The organism is Actinomadura rugatobispora, assembly GCF_055379765.1.
Genome location: NZ_AP029191.1, coordinates 7,497,254 through 7,515,235, shown reverse-complemented (window position 1 = coordinate 7,515,235; position 17,982 = coordinate 7,497,254). Strand labels below are relative to the sequence as shown.

At 71.1% G+C, this 17,982-nt stretch carries 17 protein-coding genes and 1 pseudogene; 4 read left to right on the top strand and 14 right to left on the bottom strand.

Translation table 11 applies throughout. The annotated features are described in order from the left end of the window. Window positions 1-4 precede the first annotated feature (4 nt). The 9 genes from ACZ466_RS33655 to ACZ466_RS33615 form a co-directional block, all read right to left on the bottom strand. Window positions 5-1,111 (bottom strand): XRE family transcriptional regulator, encoded by a 1,107-nt coding sequence (locus ACZ466_RS33655; RefSeq protein WP_378290276.1) that lies wholly within the window; start codon window positions 1,109-1,111, stop codon window positions 5-7. Then, the gene (locus ACZ466_RS33650) at window positions 1,108-1,818 is read right to left on the bottom strand and encodes a hypothetical protein (protein WP_378290274.1); all 711 of its coding nucleotides are present in this window, start codon (window positions 1,816-1,818) and stop codon (window positions 1,108-1,110) included. The genes ACZ466_RS33655 and ACZ466_RS33650 overlap by 4 nt, the downstream gene beginning before the upstream one ends. 77 nt (window positions 1,819-1,895) lie before the next feature. Next, window positions 1,896-2,420: a hypothetical protein gene (locus tag ACZ466_RS33645; protein ID WP_378290272.1), complete on the bottom strand. Its 525-nt coding sequence runs from the start codon at window positions 2,418-2,420 to the stop codon at window positions 1,896-1,898. A gap of 296 nt (window positions 2,421-2,716) precedes the next feature. Then, complete coding sequence (locus ACZ466_RS33640) at window positions 2,717-3,607, bottom strand: tetratricopeptide repeat protein (RefSeq protein ID WP_378291824.1); 891 nt, start codon at window positions 3,605-3,607, stop codon at window positions 2,717-2,719. Window positions 3,608-3,631: 24 nt separating this feature from the next. Next, a complete protein-coding gene (locus ACZ466_RS33635) occupies window positions 3,632-5,050 on the bottom strand; it encodes an NAD(P)/FAD-dependent oxidoreductase (RefSeq protein ID WP_378291826.1) in 1,419 nt (472 codons plus the stop codon). Continuing rightward, on the bottom strand, window positions 5,047-5,829 hold the full coding sequence (locus tag ACZ466_RS33630) for an ABC transporter permease (protein ID WP_378291828.1): 783 nt from the start codon (window positions 5,827-5,829) through the stop codon (window positions 5,047-5,049). Before ACZ466_RS33630 ends, ACZ466_RS33635 begins: the two co-directional genes overlap by 4 nt. Beyond that, window positions 5,826-6,653 (bottom strand): ABC transporter permease, encoded by an 828-nt coding sequence (locus ACZ466_RS33625; protein ID WP_378291831.1) that lies wholly within the window; start codon window positions 6,651-6,653, stop codon window positions 5,826-5,828. The genes ACZ466_RS33630 and ACZ466_RS33625 overlap by 4 nt, the downstream gene beginning before the upstream one ends. Window positions 6,654-6,703: 50 nt before the next feature. Next, the gene (locus ACZ466_RS33620) at window positions 6,704-7,927 is read right to left on the bottom strand and encodes a polyamine ABC transporter substrate-binding protein (protein ID WP_378291833.1); all 1,224 of its coding nucleotides are present in this window, start codon (window positions 7,925-7,927) and stop codon (window positions 6,704-6,706) included. Next, window positions 7,924-9,051: an ABC transporter ATP-binding protein gene (locus tag ACZ466_RS33615; RefSeq protein WP_378291836.1), complete on the bottom strand. Its 1,128-nt coding sequence runs from the start codon at window positions 9,049-9,051 to the stop codon at window positions 7,924-7,926. The genes ACZ466_RS33620 and ACZ466_RS33615 overlap by 4 nt, the downstream gene beginning before the upstream one ends. A 449-nt stretch (window positions 9,052-9,500) precedes the next feature. On the opposite strand from ACZ466_RS33615, the gene ACZ466_RS33610 reads away from it, so the two are divergent. Further along, window positions 9,501-9,785, top strand: coding sequence for a type II toxin -antitoxin system TacA 1-like antitoxin (locus ACZ466_RS33610; RefSeq protein ID WP_378291838.1), 285 nt, complete (start codon window positions 9,501-9,503; stop codon window positions 9,783-9,785). Here ACZ466_RS33610 and ACZ466_RS33605 read toward each other — a convergent pair. Continuing rightward, entirely contained in the window at window positions 9,760-10,197 is a 438-nt protein-coding gene (locus ACZ466_RS33605; protein WP_378291841.1) for an HIT family protein, read from the bottom strand. The two genes, ACZ466_RS33610 and ACZ466_RS33605, sit on opposite strands and share 26 nt — an antisense overlap. On the opposite strand from ACZ466_RS33605, the pseudogene ACZ466_RS33600 reads away from it, so the two are divergent. After that, window positions 10,078-10,641: pseudogene (locus ACZ466_RS33600) on the top strand (ATP-binding cassette domain-containing protein); the annotation flags it as partial. The gene ACZ466_RS33605 and the pseudogene ACZ466_RS33600 sit on opposite strands and share 120 nt — an antisense overlap. Before the next feature lie 977 nt (window positions 10,642-11,618). Further along, on the top strand, window positions 11,619-12,398 hold the full coding sequence (locus tag ACZ466_RS33595) for a hypothetical protein (RefSeq protein ID WP_378291843.1): 780 nt from the start codon (window positions 11,619-11,621) through the stop codon (window positions 12,396-12,398). A 16-nt stretch (window positions 12,399-12,414) separates the two neighbouring features. Here ACZ466_RS33595 and ACZ466_RS33590 read toward each other — a convergent pair whose 3' ends face one another. From ACZ466_RS33590 to rlmN, 4 genes are all read right to left on the bottom strand, one after another. Beyond that, on the bottom strand, window positions 12,415-13,227 hold the full coding sequence (locus ACZ466_RS33590) for a DUF1963 domain-containing protein (protein ID WP_378291845.1): 813 nt from the start codon (window positions 13,225-13,227) through the stop codon (window positions 12,415-12,417). 293 nt (window positions 13,228-13,520) lie between these two features. Continuing rightward, window positions 13,521-14,246, bottom strand: a complete 726-nt coding sequence (locus ACZ466_RS33585) for a hypothetical protein (RefSeq protein ID WP_378291848.1) — start codon at window positions 14,244-14,246, stop codon at window positions 13,521-13,523. Between the two features lie 394 nt (window positions 14,247-14,640). Further along, the gene (locus ACZ466_RS33580) at window positions 14,641-15,150 is read right to left on the bottom strand and encodes a DivIVA domain-containing protein (protein ID WP_378291850.1); all 510 of its coding nucleotides are present in this window, start codon (window positions 15,148-15,150) and stop codon (window positions 14,641-14,643) included. A 60-nt stretch (window positions 15,151-15,210) separates the two neighbouring features. Further along, window positions 15,211-16,440 (bottom strand): dual-specificity RNA methyltransferase RlmN, encoded by a 1,230-nt coding sequence (rlmN, locus tag ACZ466_RS33575; protein ID WP_378291852.1) that lies wholly within the window; start codon window positions 16,438-16,440, stop codon window positions 15,211-15,213. A gap of 326 nt (window positions 16,441-16,766) precedes the next feature. Between rlmN and ACZ466_RS33570 the strand changes: the two genes are divergently transcribed. After that, window positions 16,767-17,912 (top strand): suppressor of fused domain protein, encoded by a 1,146-nt coding sequence (locus ACZ466_RS33570; protein WP_378291855.1) that lies wholly within the window; start codon window positions 16,767-16,769, stop codon window positions 17,910-17,912. Window positions 17,913-17,982 lie beyond the last annotated feature (70 nt).

Here is a 17,982-nt window from a genome sequence, read left to right as displayed (position 1 = left end):
CCGGTCAGGCGTCCACGGCGGGGCGGGCGCGGGCGGGGACCAGCAGGTCGAGGTCGGCCCGGGTGACGCGGGCGCGCTCGGAGAGCTCGTCGCGGTCGACGCCGGAGGCGGCGGTGAGCTCGACCGCCCGGGTCAGCATGGTGGGGCCTTCCAGGGGTCTGGCCTGGCCCGGCTCCTGCCGTCGCCAGCCGCGCGAGGCCATGGTGCTCATCGCGCCGCGGTAGGTGCCCTCCTTCATGATCCCGAGGGTGCGGGCGCGGTAGAGCAGCGCGGACATGCTCACCCCCCAGGCCGCCTTCAGCGCCGCGAGGCGCGACCAGTCGGCGGTGGACGGCAGTTCCCCGGCGATCCCGGCCTCGGGCATGAGGAACTCGGCGGCGAACCGGTGCGCCTGGTCCTCGATGACCTTGCTCCCGGGTTCGGCGTCGGCGTGCATCACCAGGTGGCCGAGCTCGTGGGCGCCGTCGAAGCGGTTGCGCCAGTAGTCGCCCTTGGCCGGGTTGAACATCACCATGGGCCGCGGGTGGGCGCCGATGCTGAACGCGTCGACCCGTTCGGTGGACGGCGGCAGGATCAGCACGATCACGCCGTTCTTCTCCAGCAGCCGCACCATGTGGGGGACGGCGCCGTGCCCCTCGCCGAGCAGCGCCTTCCGGGCGAGCCGGGCGGCCTCCACCGGGCCGGGACCGGCGATCTCGTCGGGCTGCACGGGGTGCTCGGGCAGCTCGGCCGCCGGGAACTCCACCAGGTCCTCCAGCGTCCCGACGATGTCGGCGGCGATCCTGCCGTAGGCCAGCGCCTGGTCGCGTTCGATCTGGGTGGTGGAGCGCAGCGAGCGGAAGTGGGCGTGCGCCGAGTCGAGCGTCACCGGGCTGCGGCCCGCGTGGAAGAACTCCACCGGGACGCCCAGCGCGATCGCCAGCCGCGACAGCGACTTCTCCGAGGGGCGGTGCACGCCCGCCTCGTACTGGCCGATGGCGGTGGGGGTCGTCCCGACGGCCTGGGCGAGCTGGTTCTTGCGCAGGCCGCGCAGGCGCCGGGCCAGGGTCAGCCGTTCGCAGTCGAACAGCAGCCGGGCCTCCGCCACACGGTCGGCGGTGCGGTCGTTCACTGGGCCTTTTCGTCGAGCGGTCGGGCGGCGCGGCGGCCGCGCAGGCGCATGGGGACGTCGGCGTCGGTCGCGGTCCGGCCGCCGCCGCCCGCGCCGTCGCCGGCGTCGGTCCAGAGCGGCAGGGTCGGCTCGGCGGGACGGCGCCGCGGGTCGGGACCGAGCGCGTCGCCGGACAGCTCCAGCAGCCAGTGCCAGGGGTCGCCGCCGCCGGCGTTCAGCCGCGGCCGGCCCAGGAACAGCTCCAGTTCGAGGGGCTCCTCGCTGGCGCTGTGCGCGAGGACCAGCGTCACCGTCCCGGAGTCGTCGCGCGGCCCCGGGTCGGCGGGGAAGGGGAGCGCGAGCTGCGGGTCGCCGTCGAAGCCCTGCCGGGCGACGAGCTGCTTGGTGGCGCTGTCGCGGTCCCAGCGGATGCCGCGGACGGCGCCGAACTCGTGCCGCTTGAGCAGGACGCGGTAGCGCCCGCGCCGCCAGCCCGGCGAGTTGTTCAGGTTGTCGCGGGTGACCGCCGGGTCGCCGTCGAAGACCCGGTCGATCTGGGACTCCAGCACATCGTAGGAGGTGTAGCCGTACGAGCGGTCCTTGAACCCGGCGCCGCGGCTCAGCGACCCGAACACCGCCAGCGTCGCCTCCAGGTGCGCCTCGCGCAGCCCGTGCAGGAACCCCGCCGGGAGGAGCTCGTCCCAGACGTCCCGATCTTCCGAAGACATGCACGGGACTATAGACGCATCCAGTGACGCCCGTGCCGAAATGAAGTCCGTGTCGCCGGCTCGGGGCGAATCGACCATCAGCCGGTGTGGGCGCGGCGGAGGTTCTCGGCCAGCAGGGGGTCACCCGAGTGCTCGGCCAGGAGCAGCGCCGTCTCGTACGCCCGGCCGCCCGCCGCCCTCGTCCGCCGCTTCCGGGCCAGCGCCTCCCCGATCTCGAAGATCGTCCAGATGACCTCGGAGACGAGCTCGGCGGCGTGCGCGGCCAGTCGCGGGAAGGTGTCCGCGGCCTGCTCCGCCCGGCCGTCCAGCGCGGGCAGGACGCAGGCCGCCGCCGCGTGCGCGCCGATGTCCTCGGCCGCCGAGATCCGCCCCCAGGCCGCGGCGGCCTCGCGCAGGTCCTCGCGCCGGACCAGGTACGCGCCGAAGAAGAACCAGGCGCGAGGCCGGAGCGCGCCGAAGCCGACCTCGTCCAGGCGGGCGATCGCGGTCTCGGCGCCGTGCCGTCCGGCCTCGGTGGAGAACATCAGCGCCACGGCGGCCGCGCCCTTGGGCGCGTGCACGGGGTGCGGGCTGTTCGCCTGTGAGGTCGGTTGAGTGAACATGGGGGTGATCAAGTGATCCGGCTTGACGTTTTGTGTTCGTCTCTGTACTTTCGGTAGCGCGATCTGGGACGCCGGGTTCGATGTCAGCGTGCGGGGCCCCCTTTCCACCGGAGTGATGGTCTGGGGCCTCCCCGTCGCCTCTGGTCGAGCCCACATGGCCAGGTCGCGCAGGGAACCGGCCTCCCGGGAACGGACCACGCACGCGATGCGTGTCGCCGCCCCGGGGTCGAGTACGCCGGGGACCAGTGCGTCCAAGACCGTTCGGGGCGCGCGGCTGAGCGACTCATGCACAGTCCTTAGGAACGGTGGCCCGTGTCCATGGCCCGCTCGTACAGGCGGATGGCGCCCTGGAGGTCGCTCTCCTCCAGGGCGGGCTCGGCCAGCCGCAGCGACGCGCTGCCCACGCCGTCCGGTCCCTGCGCCTGGGCGATCGCCTCCGGCCCGGCGGCGGCCACCCGGCGCGGCTCGGCGAGGCCGCCGTCCAGGTCGCCGAACTCCTTCGCCAGCAGCAGCCCGAGGTGGACGGCCGCCATCGACGCGGCCGGTCCCTCGCCGCCCCGCGCCCACCGCAGCACCTCCAGGGCCCGGCGGTGCTCGCCGCGGGCGGCGAGAACGGTCGACAGGTCGGTCGCCGCCATCGCGCCGTAGCGGGGATGCCCCGTGGCCATCGCGCGCTCCAGCACCGCGGCCGCGGCGTCCTGGTCGCCGAGCATGGTGAGGGTGGAGCCGAGGTAGGCCAGCCCCGCGGCGGCCACCTCGGCGACCGGGCACCCGGCCGCCTGCTCGAACGCGGCGCGGGCGGCCTCCAGATCACCGTCGGAGGCCCACAGCCGGCCGCGTCCCAGCGCCGCCCGCCCGGCCACCTCACCGGCGGTGGCGGGCGCGGTACGGGCCGGGACGTCGTGCCGGGCCAGCGTCCGCAGGTTGCCCGCGGCGGCCTCGGCGACCCGTCCCAGGCCGTGGTCGGCGGCGTAGCGGAACGCGGCCTGCGTCGCCTCGGGGTCGGCGTCGACCAGGGCGGCGCCGATCCGCAGCGCCGCGTGCGGGCCGAGCTCGGGCTCGCCGCCCTCCACGATCCGGGCGAACCAGTCGACGGCGTCGGCCACGTCCCCCTGCGCGAGCAGTGCCTCGGCGCACTCGGCCAGCATCTCGGCGCCCTCCCGCGTCCCGGCGATGTCGGCGGCCATCGCCAGCAGCGCCAGGTTCCCGGGTCAGGCGGAGAAGCCCAGCTTCAGGCGGTCGAGGAGGCGCAGCCACGCGCCCCGGCGGCCCCCTCGCCGGTCGGCCCTCGCCATGCCGCGCCGCGTCAGGCCGATCGCGCCGTACCGCAGCGGCTCCGGCGGGAACGGGAAAGGCTTGGAGCCCACCATGGCCAGGCCGGTACGCGCGGGATCCGCACCGGGCAGCCCGAGCAGATCGAGCATCACCTCGGCGCCGAAACGGGTCGCTCCCACGCCCAGGCCGGTGTACCCGGCGGCGTACGCCAGGCGGCCCTCGCAGGCGGATTCGAAGAACGCGCAGAAGCGCGTCGAGGTGTCCACGACACCGCCCCACGCATGGGTGAAACGGAGCCCTTCCAGTTGCGGGAACGTGGTGAAGAAGTTCTCCGCCAATGCCGCGAACGCGGCCCGCCGCTGTTCCAGTTCCGGGCGGACGCGGTTGCCGAAATGGTAGACGGCGTCATGACCGCCCCACACGATCCGGTCGTCGGCCGTCAGCCGGTAGTAGTGGAACTGGTTGCGGTAGTCGCCCAGCCCCTGGCGGTGGCGCCAGCCCAGGGAATCGAGCCGCGCGGCGCTGAGCGGCTCGGTGGCCATCGCGTAGTCGTACACCGGCGCCACGTACCGGCGGGCACGCTTCAGGAGGGGCGGGAAGGCACCCGTCCCCAGGGCGACGTGGCGCGCCGTCAGGGAACCGCGGGGCGTCCCCAGGGTCACCGAGCCGTTCTCGTTGTGCCGGATGTTCGAGACCCGCGTGCCCTCGTAGAAGCGGACGCCCAGGGCACGGCATGCCCCGGCCAGGCCCCAGGCGAGTTTGGCGGGGTGGAGCATGGCCACGCCCTCCCGGTCCCAGAGGCCGCCGACGTAGGTGGGCGAGTCCACTTGGGCGCGGACGGCCTCGGCGCTCAACAGGACGGGCTGCCAACCCAGCTCGAAGGCGACCTCCGCCTCCTCGTTCATCTCGGCCAGTTGCCATTCCTCTGTGGCGACCGAGAGTTCCCCCGTGAGCTCCCATTCGGCGTCAATGCCGTACCGGACCAGGGTCTCCCCGATGGCCTGGAGGTTCTCCCAGCCGAGACGTTCCAGTTCGTGCATGTCGTCGGGCCAGCGGGCCATCCCGTTGAGCACGCCGTGGGTGAGGCTGGCCGCGCAGAACCCTCCGTTCCGCCCGGACGCCGCGGCGCCGATCCGCTCGGCCTCGACCAGCACGACGTCCAGGGACGGGTCGCGCTCCTTCGCGCGCAACGCCGTCCACAATCCGCTGTACCCGCCGCCGACGACCGCGAGGTCGCAGTCGCGCGCCCCCGCGAGCACGGGCGCGGCCTCCGGCCACCCGCCGCCCGCCAGCCAGAAGGCCCGGGGCTCGGCGTCCGCGATCGCCCCGTCCGCGCGGCCCCGCCCCGGGCTCACCGGGAGCCTCTCGCGGTCAGCGTGCGGCGCGCGGAGACCACCGCGATCAGGACGCCCACCGCGAAGATCAGCGTGCCCATCACGTTCACCTGCGGCGGCGTCCCGGTACGGGTGGAACCGTAGATCCACAGCGGGAAGGTGACCGTCGCGCCGCCGGTGAAGCCGGTGATGACGAAGTCGTCGATCGACAGCACGAAGGCCAGCAGCGCGCCCGCCACCACGCCCGGCCGGATCATCGGCAGCGTGACCAGCCGGAACCGGGCCCACGGGCCCGCCCCCAGGTCCCGCGCCGCCTCCTCCACGGCCGGGTCCAGCAGGCTCGCCCGCGCCCGCACCGTCACCGCGACGAACGCGATCGAGAACATCACGTGCGCGACCAGGATCGTCCCGTACCCGCGCGGCAGCCCGAACGTCACGAACATCGACAGCAGCGACGCGCCCATCACCAGCTCCGGGCAGCTGATCGCCAGGAACAGCACGAGCGTGGACGCGCCGCGCCCGCGGAACCGGAACCGGGCCAGCGCCAGCCCCGCCAGCGTCCCCAGCACGGTGCTGATCGCCGTGCTGAGCAGCGCGATCGACAGGGAGTTCAGCAGCGCGGCGGTCAGGTCGGGACGGTCCAGCAGGTCCGCGTACCAGCGCAGCGTGAAGCCCTCCCAGCGGAAGTTCTGCTTGCTCCGGGTGTCGTTGAACCCGAACAGGATCATGATCGCGACCGGCAGCGCCAGCCAGCCGATCAGCGCCCAGGTGTAGATCCGCAGCCCGTGCCCCCGGCTCATCGGCGCGCCGCCTCCAGCACGTCCCGGGTGCCCGCCGCCCGCGCGTACGCGAAGATCCCCAGCAGCAGGATCGCCATCAGGGTGAACGACAGCGCCGACGCCGTCGGGTAGGCGCCGCTGTCGAAGTACTCGGACTGGATCACGTTCCCGATCATGGTGTCTCCGGGGCCGCCGAGGACCTCGGCGTTGACGTAGTCGGACGCCACCGGCACGAACGTCATGATCACGCCCGCGAACACGCCCGGCAGCGACAGGGGCAGGACCACCCGCAGGAACGTCTGGACCCGCGACGCGTACAGGTCGCGCGCCGCCTCCACCACGCGCGGATCGATCCGTTCCAGCGCCACGTAGATGGGCAGCGCCATGAACGGCAGGAAGTTGTAGGCGAGCCCGGACACGACCGCGACCCCGGTGTCCAGCACGTGGAAGTCGTCCGGGAGCAGGCCCCAGCCGCGCAGCGGCCCGAGCACGGGCCCGTTGTCGGTCAGGACGAGTTTCCAGGAGACCGTCCGCAGAATGTAGGAGACGAAGTAGGGCAGCAACAGGAGCAGCAAATACGTCGTCTTCCTGCGACCTCCGTGAAAGGCGATCCAGTAGGCGGCCGGATAGGACAGGGCGATGCACAGCAGCGTCGCCAGGAGTCCGTACCACAGCGACCGGACGAAAGCGTCCCCGTACGTCTGCAGGCCGTCGGTGTAGTTCTGCCAGTGCAGGGTCTGCCGGAACCCGTCGACCAGATTCCCGGTCTGCAACGACAGGGAGACCATCATCGCCAGGGGAATCGCGAAGAACGCCAGCAGCCAGAGCCCGCCAGGCAGGATCATCACATACGGCGTGAACCCTCCGGAAGACCGTCTCCCGGGCCCCGCCGCCATCAGGAACCCTTGGGAATGGGCTCGAAGATCCGCTGGTATTCGGTCTCCTCCGCCTGCGTCAGCCGCCGGTAATCGCGCAGCCGCGCCAGATCGGACGGCGACGGGAACACCAGCGGGCTGGTGGCCAGGCGCTCCAGGTCGGCCTTGTCCTCGCCCTCGGCCTTCCGCGCGTCCGCCTCGATGACGGGCCGCGCCGCCGGAACGGGCGTGATGTAGTTGATGAACTCGGTCAGCCGGGCGTTGTTCTCCGCGTCGTACAGCCAGTCCATGAGCATGAGCGCGTCGACCGGGTTCTCGGCGGTCTTCGGAATGCACAGGTTGTCGGTCCAGAGCGTGCCGCCCTCCTTGGGCACCACGAACTTCACCTCGGGCGAGGTCAGGCTGTAGACGTCCCCCGACCAGGCCATCGTCAGCCACACGTCGCCCTTGCTGACCGCGTCCGCGTAATCCTGCTCGTAGTACTTCCGGACGATCCCCGCGTCCCGCTGCCCGCGCAGTCTCTCCGCCGCCCGCCGCCAGTCCGCCGGAGTCGACTTCTCCGGATCGACCCCCAGCAGGAACATGCCGAAATTGCCCAGCTCCTGCGAGTCGCTCATCATCCCGACCCGCCCCTTGTACCGGGGATCGAAGAGCTGCGCGATGCTGGTGATCTCCTCCTTGACGTACCTGGTGTTGTACGCGATCCCGGTGATGCCGGAGACATAGGGAATCGTGAACGCGTTCCCCGGATCGTAGGAGGGATTCTTGAACTGCGGTCCGGCGTTGGCGGCGAACGTCTTCAGCCTGGAATGGTCCAGCGGCGCCAGATAGCCCAGCTGCCGGAGCTTCTCCAGCTGGATGCCGTTCGTCATGACCATCAGGTCGAACCCGATCGACTGCCCCGCCGCCAGCGGCGCCTGGATCTTCCCGAACCACTGCGCGGTCTCCTGGATGACCTCCTGGTAGGTCACCTTGATCCCGGTCTCCTTCTCGAACGCCCGCACCGTGGCCCGGTCGTCCTCGACGTAACCCGGCCAGTTCGCCCACCGCAGCGCGCCGTTCCTCGCCTTCCCGGCCCAGTACTTCTGGACGTCCGACGGACCGGCCTTCTCCTTGCCGCCCTGCCCTTCCACGCCGCACGCGGCGAGGGCCAGCCCGGCGCCGGAGGCGCCCGCGAGACGGAGGAAGTCGCGCCTGCGGGGCAGGGTCAGCCCGCGCAGCAGCGGAGGGGGTATCGAACTCACTTGAGCGCTCCAATGGCGTACGAGTGCCGCGGGTCCCACGACAGCCACACGGTGTCGCCGCGCACCGCGACGCCGTCGGCCGACGCCGCGTTCTGCGCGAAGACCACCATGTCGGACCCGGTGGCGGTACTGATGGTGTAGTTGGTCGAGGTGCCCAGGTAGACCACCTCGGAGACGGTGCCGCGGACGCCGCACAGCGCCGCGCCCGGACGTTCTGGAACGATCCCGATCTTCTCCGGCCGCACCGCCAGCTCCAGCCTGTCCCCCGCGCCCACCGGCAGTTCCGGGCGCAGCGGCACGATCACGTGCCCGTCCGGGCCGTGCGAGATCACCGCCCGCCCCCCGGAGACCTCCGCGACCTCCCCGCCGAGCAGGTTGGAGGTCCCGATGAACTCCGCCGCGAACCGGGTCGCGGGACGCTCGTAGATCTCCCGGGGCGTGCCGAGCTGCTCGATCCGGCCCTCGTTCATGACGGCGATGCGGTCCGACATCGTCAGCGCCTCGCCCTGGTCGTGCGTGACGTACACGAACGTGACCCCGACCTCCCGCTGGATCCGCTTCAGCTCCCCCTGCATCGCCTGCCGCAACCGCAGGTCCAGCGCGCCGAGCGGCTCGTCCAGGAGGAGCGCACGCGGCCGGTTCACCAGGGCCCGCGCCAGCGCCACCCGCTGCTGCTGCCCGCCCGACAGCTCCGCCGGCCGCCGCCTCCGCTCCCCTCCGGCCAGGTCCACGATCTCCAGCATCGCGCCGACCCGCGCACGGATCTCGCCCTTCGGTACGCGCCTGCGCCGCAGGCCGAACGCGACGTTCTCGAAGACGTCCATGTGCGGAAACAGAGCGTAGGACTGGAACACCATGTTCACGTCACGCCGGTGGGCGGGCACTCCGGTCACGTCCCGACCGTGCAGCAGGACCCGCCCGTCCGTCGGCTCCTCGAATCCCGCGATCATCCGCAGCGTGGTCGTCTTCCCGCACCCCGACGGCCCCAGCAGCGAGAAGAACTCCCCCGAGGCGATCGCCAGGTCCACGCCCCGGACGGCGCCGACCATATCCCCCCGCGCCCGGTACGTCTTGGCCACCCCGGCCAGCTCGATCTCGTCGGGGCGAGGCTCGCTCTGGGCCATGGGCAGGATCCTTTGCACGGGGGCTTCGGCACGCCGGTCACCCGTGCCGCCCCACCATGTTCGCGGTTCCCCCCACGCCCCACCAAACCGGACGGAGCCCCGCCAGAATGCAACTTGCACCACTCATCTCCGCATAAGCCGTTTCGACACCGCCCATCGTGCCGTTTCCACGGAAAGCTTCGCGCGACCCGAACTTCACGGGCAAAGCCATTCTCCGCACATCTTCCGTACGACGCGGACGAGGCCACTGCCGGTTCGTTGCCGTACCTTAGAAACCGTGCTCGCACCAGGGACGACGCCACCCACGTCCAGGAACGGCCTTCACCGTGACCGAAACCCCTGCTCGGCGGCACCGAGTTTCTTCGGCCGGCCGATTTCTCGTTCTTAATGAGGATGCAACCGCGGCCTGGCCCGGCGTACTTTTGAATGCTGCAGGAAGGAGACCGGCCATGTCGGTTCGCCAGGACCTTCCCGACTCCCAACCCGCCGAACGCATCGAACTCCAGACCACCGAGGAGCAGGCCCTCGCGATCCGCAAGGCGGCCGACCTGGTGGGCTGGACGGTCCCTCAATACGTTCTGTCGGCTGCCCTGGACCGGGCCGAACGAGACCTGTACGAACAGGCCGCCCTGGAGGCACAGGCCACCAGGCGAGCACCGTCGAGCGACGGCACGGAAAGAACCGCCGCCGACCCCTTCGTGGCCGTCGTCACCGCCCTCGGCTGGCCCCCGTGACGGCCGTGCGCAGGCGCTCCGCGTAGTCCGCGGCCTCCTCGTCCGAGGCGTACTTCTGGCGCGGCCAGAAGAAGCCTCGCAGGCCGTCCTTGCGGTTGCGCGGCACGACGTGCACGTGGAGGTGCGGCACGCTCTGGCTGACGCGGTTGTTCATCGCCACGAACGACCCCGCCGCGCCCAGCACCGACTCCATCGCGCCCGCGAGCCTCCGCGCGTGCCCGAAGTACGACCCGAGCATCTCCTCGGGGAGGTCGGTCAGGGTCTCGTAGTGCTCGCGCGGGACGAGCAGCGTGTGCCCCTTGAAGAGCGGCCGGGCGTCCAGGAACGCCACCGCGTCCTCGGCCTCCACGACCATGTGCGCCTGCCGCCGCCCTTTGATGATCTCGCAGAAGATGCACGCCACCTCACCCATGCGCCGCATTCTCCCACCCCGCTTACGGCGTGCTTACGGCTCGGCCACTACCTTGCCGTGCTTGTGCGACTGGACCGCGTTGCCTTCCGCTATCACCGGCGCGCGCCCTGGGTTCTGCGGGACGTCACGCTCCTCCTCGCCCCCGGCGAGGTGATCGAGGTAACGGGCCGCAACGGCGCGGGCAAATCCACCTTCCTCCGCCTGCTCGCAGGCCTGCGCACACCAAGCCGCGGCACCGTCACCGGACGCCCCGTCAACATCGGCTACGCCCCCGAACGCTTCCCGACCGACCAGCCGTTCACGGTGCGCAGCTATCTGACCCACATGGCCGCCATACAGCGGGCACCCCGCACGGCCATCGACACCTGGGCGGAACGCCTCACCTTCGACCATCTCCTTGAGACACGCCTCCCCGAACTCTCCAAGGGCAGCGCCCACAAAGTGGGCATGGCCCAAGCCCTGCTCGCCTCCCCTGACCTCCTGATCCTGGACGAACCCTTCGCGGGCCTCGACGCCCCCACACGCGACGCCCTCCCCGCCCTGATCTCCGAACTGGCCTCTCAAGGCACCACCGTCGTAGTCAGCGACCACCAACGCTGCCTAGCCCCGCTACCTGACATCAGCCGCATCCACATAGCCGACCAAACCGCCACCCCAAGCGGTGAGCCGGTTGCATCTGGACACAACGTGCATGGGCCAAGCACACATGCGTCCGACACGCGTAACCGCGACGCAACTGGCCCTTGCGCCAGCGAGCCCAACATGAACGTGCCAGGCACAAGCGCCCCTGAAGCAAACGATCCCGACCCGCACAGCCCTGGCACGGACCAGCGGAGCACGAGTGAGCCCGCCAAGAAAGCCCCTGACGTAAATGGGCCCAGCACGAACAACCCCGACACAGCCGCGCCAAACCCAGCCGGACCCGACGCGGGCGGCCCCGGCGCCAGCGAGCCCGATCCAGCCGGGCCCAGTGCCGTCGGCCCCGACGCGGGCGGCCCAGGTGCCGGTGAGCCCGGCGCAGCGAGGCCCGATGCCGGTGGCCCCGGCGCGAGCGGGCCCAGTGCCGGCGGGCCCAGTGCCGGCGGGCCCAGTGCCGGCGGGCCCAGTGCCGGCGGGCCCGGTGCCGGCGGGTCTGGCACAACCGGGCCCAGTGCCAGTGGCCCCGCCGCGGGTGGGCCGGGTGCAGCCGGGGTCGGTGTCGGTGGGGTGGGTGGTTTCGTGGGGGGCGGCGGTGAGGGGCTAGGGCAGGGGCGCTCGGTGGTGGCTGGCCCAGCAGAAGCCGGGGGGAGCGGGCATGAGGACGGGGCTCCGCAGGGCTTGGTGACCTGGAGGGTTGTGGAGGTGGTCGTCCGGGCGGACGAGTTGGACGAGGTGGTCGGCAAGTTGCGGGCGGCCGGTCTTGAGGTCAGGGAGCCGGAGCGGTGATCGCGCTCGCGCGTTTCCAGGTGGCGGGGTACGTGCGTTCGCTGCGTGTCCTGCAGCCGCTGGTCGTGGTGCTGCTCCTCCTCTCGCTCGTGATCTTGCAGGGCTCGGCCGACGACGCCGAACTGGCCGTGGGGACGTTGGGTGATGTGGCGGCCTTCCTGTTCCCGGTATGGGCGTGGACGGCGCGGGCGCTGCTAAACACCCAGCCGGACGAGCAGCGTTGCCTGTCGGCCCTCGCGGTCCGGGCGCACCGAGTACGGGCGACCGACCGCACGCGCGGAGCCACGGATACGGCTGCAGGCGCGGACGGCCGCGCGGGTGGTATTCGCTCGCGCCTTATGGCGGCGCATTCACGGGCTTTGGCGGGCTTGATCGCGGCGTACGTGGTCAATGCGGGTATCGCCGTGCTGGTTCTGGTGGTTCCGGTGGTCCAGGCCTACCTCGCGGGGGTGGGATCGGGCGCGGTGTTGAACGGTCTCGGGTTGTGCCTGCTGGTCGCGCTGGCGGCGACGGTCCTGGGCGCTTGGACCAGCCGGGCCATCATCACGGACCCGGGCTTCTCCCTGCTGGCGCTGCTGGGCGGAGTCGTCGCCGCGCTCCTTCTCAGCCTCAGCCCCCTCTCCTGGGTCGCGGTGCCCATGGTCGACTGGTTGCGGGCCGCCCACGACGGCCCCGCCGCGTTCACGGGTGCCTTCCCTGCGATCGCGCTGCACCTGGCGCTCTGGATCCTCGTGGTCGGCACGTCCTACCTCGTGGCGAGCCGCAACCGCCCGTGAATGGGCGGGCGGATGCCTATGTCGCTTGGAGAGTGAGCCAGGCCGTCTCCAGCGGTGTGTCCCGGCGTGTACAGAAGTAGATCCGGCCCGGCTCGCCCCAGTGCCAGCCGAGGCTCGGGTCGGAGTCGAGTTGCAGCACCAGTTGCCAGTCATCGGCCAGGGCGGAGACCTCTTCCGGAGAGAGGGGCGTCGTGTCGGGATCAAGTCCCGTGGAGGCGTAGTGGCAGTCGTGGGCGACCGGTCGTTGTACGACCAGCGGCCAGCCACCGATCTGGTGGGCGGGGGTGTCGTCCGGCCAGATGTGCTGCTGCCAGGCCACGTGCAACTGCTCGTACACGGGCAGGACACCGCTGTAGAGGCCTTCGAGGCGCTCGAGGAACGGCTCCTGGGGCGCGGGCAGGGACAGGAAGGGCGCCGCCTTCAACGAGCATTCCGGGAAGGATGATGCCGCGGGCGGGGGCTGCACCTCCTGGAGGTCGCCGCTGAAGAGGCGCCAGGCGTCGCGCTGGCCCAGGTCGTCTCCCCATGGACGCGGCAGGCCGCTGGCGTAGTAGAAGGCGACCGTACCCTTCGCGGGCAGGTCCGCCACCTCGGGTAGTTGGTCGAAGTCGACCGAGCCGAGGTAGTCGAGCGGACGGTCGCGCCAGGTCGGCCAGGTCTCGCCGGGCGGCAGCAGCGGGGCCCCGCCGAGCCGGACCGTCGCCTCGCCCTCGGCGCCGAGCCGGACGGCGGGACGGGCCAGGGGGAGCAGCGCCCCGGTGACCTCGGGAGCGAAGAAGACACCGAACAGTGAACGCAGCCGCTGACGCTGCGCCTCGAAGTGATCCATGTCACTTAGCGTTCCCCGCCGAGGCCCGGTGCGCCAGCCCCTAACAAGATCTGTGGATAACTCAAGAGACTTCTTGGTGCAGTGTCGCCTTATTCGCGACAGCGCCCTTCGCCCGGCTAGATGCCGATTTCGGTCCCCGCCACGGGGATCCGCGGGGACGGGACGCCCAAGACCAGTCTCAACTCAGACCTTGCCGAGCGGGCAGACAAGATCCACATCCGTCCAGGGCCCGCCGGCGCCACCCGAGCCGGTTCGATCAGCCCTGTGGCCCGGTTTCGACGCGAAAGCATGCCTCATTTCGGAAAGTCCAGAACAACGTACTCGAACTCGCTCAGCCGCTGTACCCCGATACCGCGATTCGGCCCGATCCTGCCGTCACGGTTCTTATCGATGAACACGGTGAGGAACACATCGGCGCGCTGACGTTGCAGCACGGTGGATGCATGGCCCAGCACCATCGTGGTGAAACTCACTTTGTCCATGGCGGAGGACAGGGGTGCAATGCGTTCGTCGACGAAATGGTTGTGAGCCTCGTTCTCGAGCCGGAGCCTGCCCGAGCCGTACTCGGAGTCCGGCATTCCCGTGCCCGGGCGGAAGAAGGGAACGTCCCTGACCAGCCCGTCCTCCTGCAATGAGAAGATCGAGCTATCCGTCCAGGCGCAGATCTGCACCGCCATGCCCTTGGGCTGATGCGGGAGGCGAAGTTCGAACGGAGCCCGCTTCATCTGGACCGTGACGTGGCGGTTTTCGTCGCCGCTCACCGACATGGGTGCTTGCCTGCCACTCTGCCAGATCTCCAGTCCCAGGCGGGGCGACCGCGGCACGGGAGCTCCGGGTGGGCTGCTCTCATTCCCCGACCCCGCTCGCACCTCGTTGACCGCTACTGCGGCTCCGGCCGTGATCAATCCGGCGATGAGCGTGGCGGTGGCACCGCCGACGAGCTGCACCGCGAGGGGCTGGGTGGTGATAATGCGCCAGATGCGGGACCGCCGCGGTGCCTCGGATTCGCCTTCGGACACAGGTGCTCCTTTGACCCTGGAATGCGCGGGATCAACGTCACTCTCTGCACGTGGTCGGCGGACACAGCGCGATGATGATACTGACGCGCCGCATCGTCCATGCGATGGTCAATAGCCCGGGGATGACCCGCGGCCAGGCCCAGCGTGGTCATTGCCCTCATGGTCGTGACCGCCGGCAGAAGCGTAACTCTGGACGGGTCACGGCCGGAAGGTACGTCGAGGCCGCGGTGTACTGGCTCCACGTACTCGGGCGGTCACGAGGTCGGCCGGCTTCCGGGCGAAGCAGCTCTCAAAAAGGCGGAGAGATGCCGGTGGCGAATCGCAGCGGCGGCCAAACGCCTTCGGGATTTCCGCGTCACGCAGTGCCGGCTGAACGACGACCGGGAGGGCGGGGTCAGCGGCGTTCCAGGGCGCCGGCCAGTTGCACCAGGAACCGGTCGACCTCGCCCTCGTCGTAGCCCGGGCCGAGCCGGACGATGCGGAACGCGCTGTCCCGTACGTCGCGGGCTGTCATCGGCGGCGCGACCCCGCGCAGGCCTGCGACGACGCGGTCGAGGAAGGCGTCGACGTCACGGACGTCGTATCCGGCGCGCACCCCCGCCCCGGAGAAACGGGCGTTCTGGATCCAGCTGATGAGCCAGCCGGGGTGGACCTTGGGCCGTCCGGGGCGCACCCCCATCGGCGCGGCCGACTGCAGTTCGCGGATGGCCTCCTGCAGCAGTTCGTCCACCGCGCGCTGCTCGTAGCCCCGCAGCACGATGTCGAAACGGGTCCGGCGCACGTCGTCGGCGGTCAGTCCCCAGCGGCCGTAGCGTAACGTCGCGGTGACCCGTTCGAGCAGGGCGTCGACCTGGGCTCGGTCGTACCCGCGCAGCGCCACCGGCAGGCGCGTGTCCGTCTTCACCGGTTCCTCCGCTCCCCGCTCGCTCGCGGGGCACGGCGTCCCGCGCGGCCCACGGCTCGCTCACTCCTTGGTGGCGGCGGCCAGCTGGCCGCAGGCGCCGTCGATCTCCCTCCCCCGAGTATCGCGAACCGTGACCGGCACCCCGTGGGCCTCCAGCCTGCGGACGAACTCCCGCTCGTCCTGGGGCCGGGACGCGGTCCACCGGGACCCCGGCGTGGGGTTCAACGGGATCAGATTGACGTGTACGAGGTGGCCGCGCAAGAGCCTGCCGAGAAGATCCGCCCGCCATGACTGATCGTTGACGTCCTTGATCAGCGCGTACTCGATCGAGACGCGGCGGCCGCTGCGGTCGGCGTACGCCCAGGCGGCGTCGAGGACCTCGTCGACCTTCCAGCGGTTGTTGATCGGCACGAGCTCGTCGCGCAGTTCGTCGTCGGGGGCGTGCAGGGACACCGCGAGCCGCACCGAGAGGTCCTCGGCGGCCAGCTTCTCGATCGCCGGGACCAGGCCCACGGTGGAGACGGTGACCGAGCGCTGCGAGATGCCCAGCCCCGCCGGGGCGGGGTCGGTGATCCTGCGCACCCCGCCGAGCACGGCCTTGTAGTTGGCCAGGGGCTCCCCCATGCCCATGAAGACGATGTTGGAGACGCGGCCCGGCCCGCCCGGGATCCGTCCCCGCGCCATCGCGCGGGCCCCGGCGGCGACCTGCTCGACGATCTCGGCGGTGGAAAGGTTGCGGGTCAGCCCGGCCTGCCCGGTGGCGCAGAACGGGCAGTTCATACCGCAGCCCGCCTGCGAGGACACGCACATCGTGGCCCGGTCCGGATAGCGCATCAGGACCGATTCGAACAGCACGCCGTCGAAGGCCTTCCAGACCGTCTTCAGCGTGGTGCCGCCGTCGCAGTCCAGTTCGCGGACGGGGGTGAGCAGCGTGGGGAGGAGGTCGGCGGCCAGGCGTTCACGGATCGCGGCGGGGAGGTCGGTCATCTGCGCCGGGTCGTCGGCCAGGCGGGAGAAGTAGTGGCGGGAGAGCTGATCGGCCCGGAACGGCTTCTCGCCCAGTTCGGCCACGGCCGCGCGGCGCTCGGCGGTCGTGAGGTCGGCCAGGTGGCGGGGCGGTTTGGCCCGCCGCGGCGCGGCGAAGACCAGCTTCGGCGGGGTCTTCCCCGAGGCGGCGCCCTTGGACGTCTGTGTGGCGGACGTGCCACTGGACGCGCCCCCAGGTTCGGTGTCGGGACGCGGTTCAGTGGCGGCCGGGGCGTCGGCGGCCTGATCGGCGGTTGAAGACATGGTCCTTCCAGTGTGGCAAACGCTCGGGCATGCCTAGGTCGCATCCGAACGGTCCCGTCTGGGCGGAGGGCTGTTGGGAGGACGCATGTGCCCCGTGCCCTGCGCGTCGTTTCAAGCCTCCAGAGCGCCTGGCGAGGAACGCTACAGGCCCGGTCGCCTCAGACTCCCCGGCTCCGAGGACGCCCTCAGCTCAGAAGAGGAGCACGGAGCCGGCGGGCCGTTCAGGGGCGGGAACCGATCGCCTTGGATGACGCTTGACAGGCCGGGTCCGGAAGGGCGTGCGAACACGCCATCGTGGCTCGTGGACAAGCTGTACAGTCTCGATCATGTCGGTATTGCGAAGGGGTTCCGCCGCGGGCAAGGGACCGGCCGTCACGGTCGTCCACACCGAGGACAGCCCCTACGGGAGCCGCCGGCTCGTCGTCGAGACCGACGGGGTCGTCAGCGCGGCGTACCTCAAGGATTCCCGGGACGCGGTCGTCGGCGCCGTCTGGATCACCAACCATGACGCCGCCCCCGCGGCGGTGGACCAGACGCGGCTGGACGACGGCCAGACGCCCATGCTGCCCGCCTCCCATGTACGCCACGCCCAAGGGCGCCCCCAGCTCAAACGCGACGCGCTCGAAGTCGTGTGGTTCGAGGAGGGCGACGGGGTGGCCGTCCTGGAGGAGGGCGAGCCGCTCTGCGTCATCCCTGGGTGGTCCGACATGGCCCGTGGGATCCCCGGTTACAGCCGTGACGTGACGGGTCAGAGCCCTTTCGCGTTCCCTCTGGACGACGAGATCGAGGAGTTCGGCCCGCGCATCGGCCGTGCCCGTGACCACTGGAAGATCTGTGAGGCCGAGGGGTCCTGGGCCGACTTCCAGCAGTCGGTGCTGGGCCATCTGCTGCAGCGCCTGGGGCCGGGGGGCCACTACTGGCACGACGTGGGACGGCAGCTCCCCGGCGGCAACCCCGGCGTCCTGCCCACGGTGGGGGTGACCGAACGTCCCGTACGCGGCGACCGCGAGTTCACCGTGCTGAGCACTGTCGGTATGAGCCGCCAGCGCATGCCCACGGTCGAGTTGTACGAGGACGACGTCTCCCCCTACAGCCGGATCGAACTCGCGGTGGCCACCACGCTGCCCAGCCAGCGGGCCGGAAGCATCTTCCCCTGGCTCGCCCAGTACCCGTGGCGCGCGGTGACGTGGTTCGCGGCCGGCGACGTGGTCAAGTGGTACCACGAGGCGCACACCTTCCCCCTCAACACGGGAGAGACCTCGTGGGAGGGGGTCCTGCTCCTGGACGACCCGAGCCGGTTGGCCGGACCCGTGGCCCCTGGCCTGGCGGGACTGTCCACGGAGGGGGATCCGGTGCGCTGGCTCTGGCTGGTGCCCATCACGGACGAGGAACACCGCTACGCCAAGAACGAGGGCTCGGACGCCCTGATCCGCCGCCTCGCCCAGCAGAACCGCTCCTGGGTCGTCTCCTGACCCTTCCGCGCTCCAAGCCGGGGACGAAGAGAACCGCCCCTTGAAGCACATGCTCCAAGGGGCGGACGGC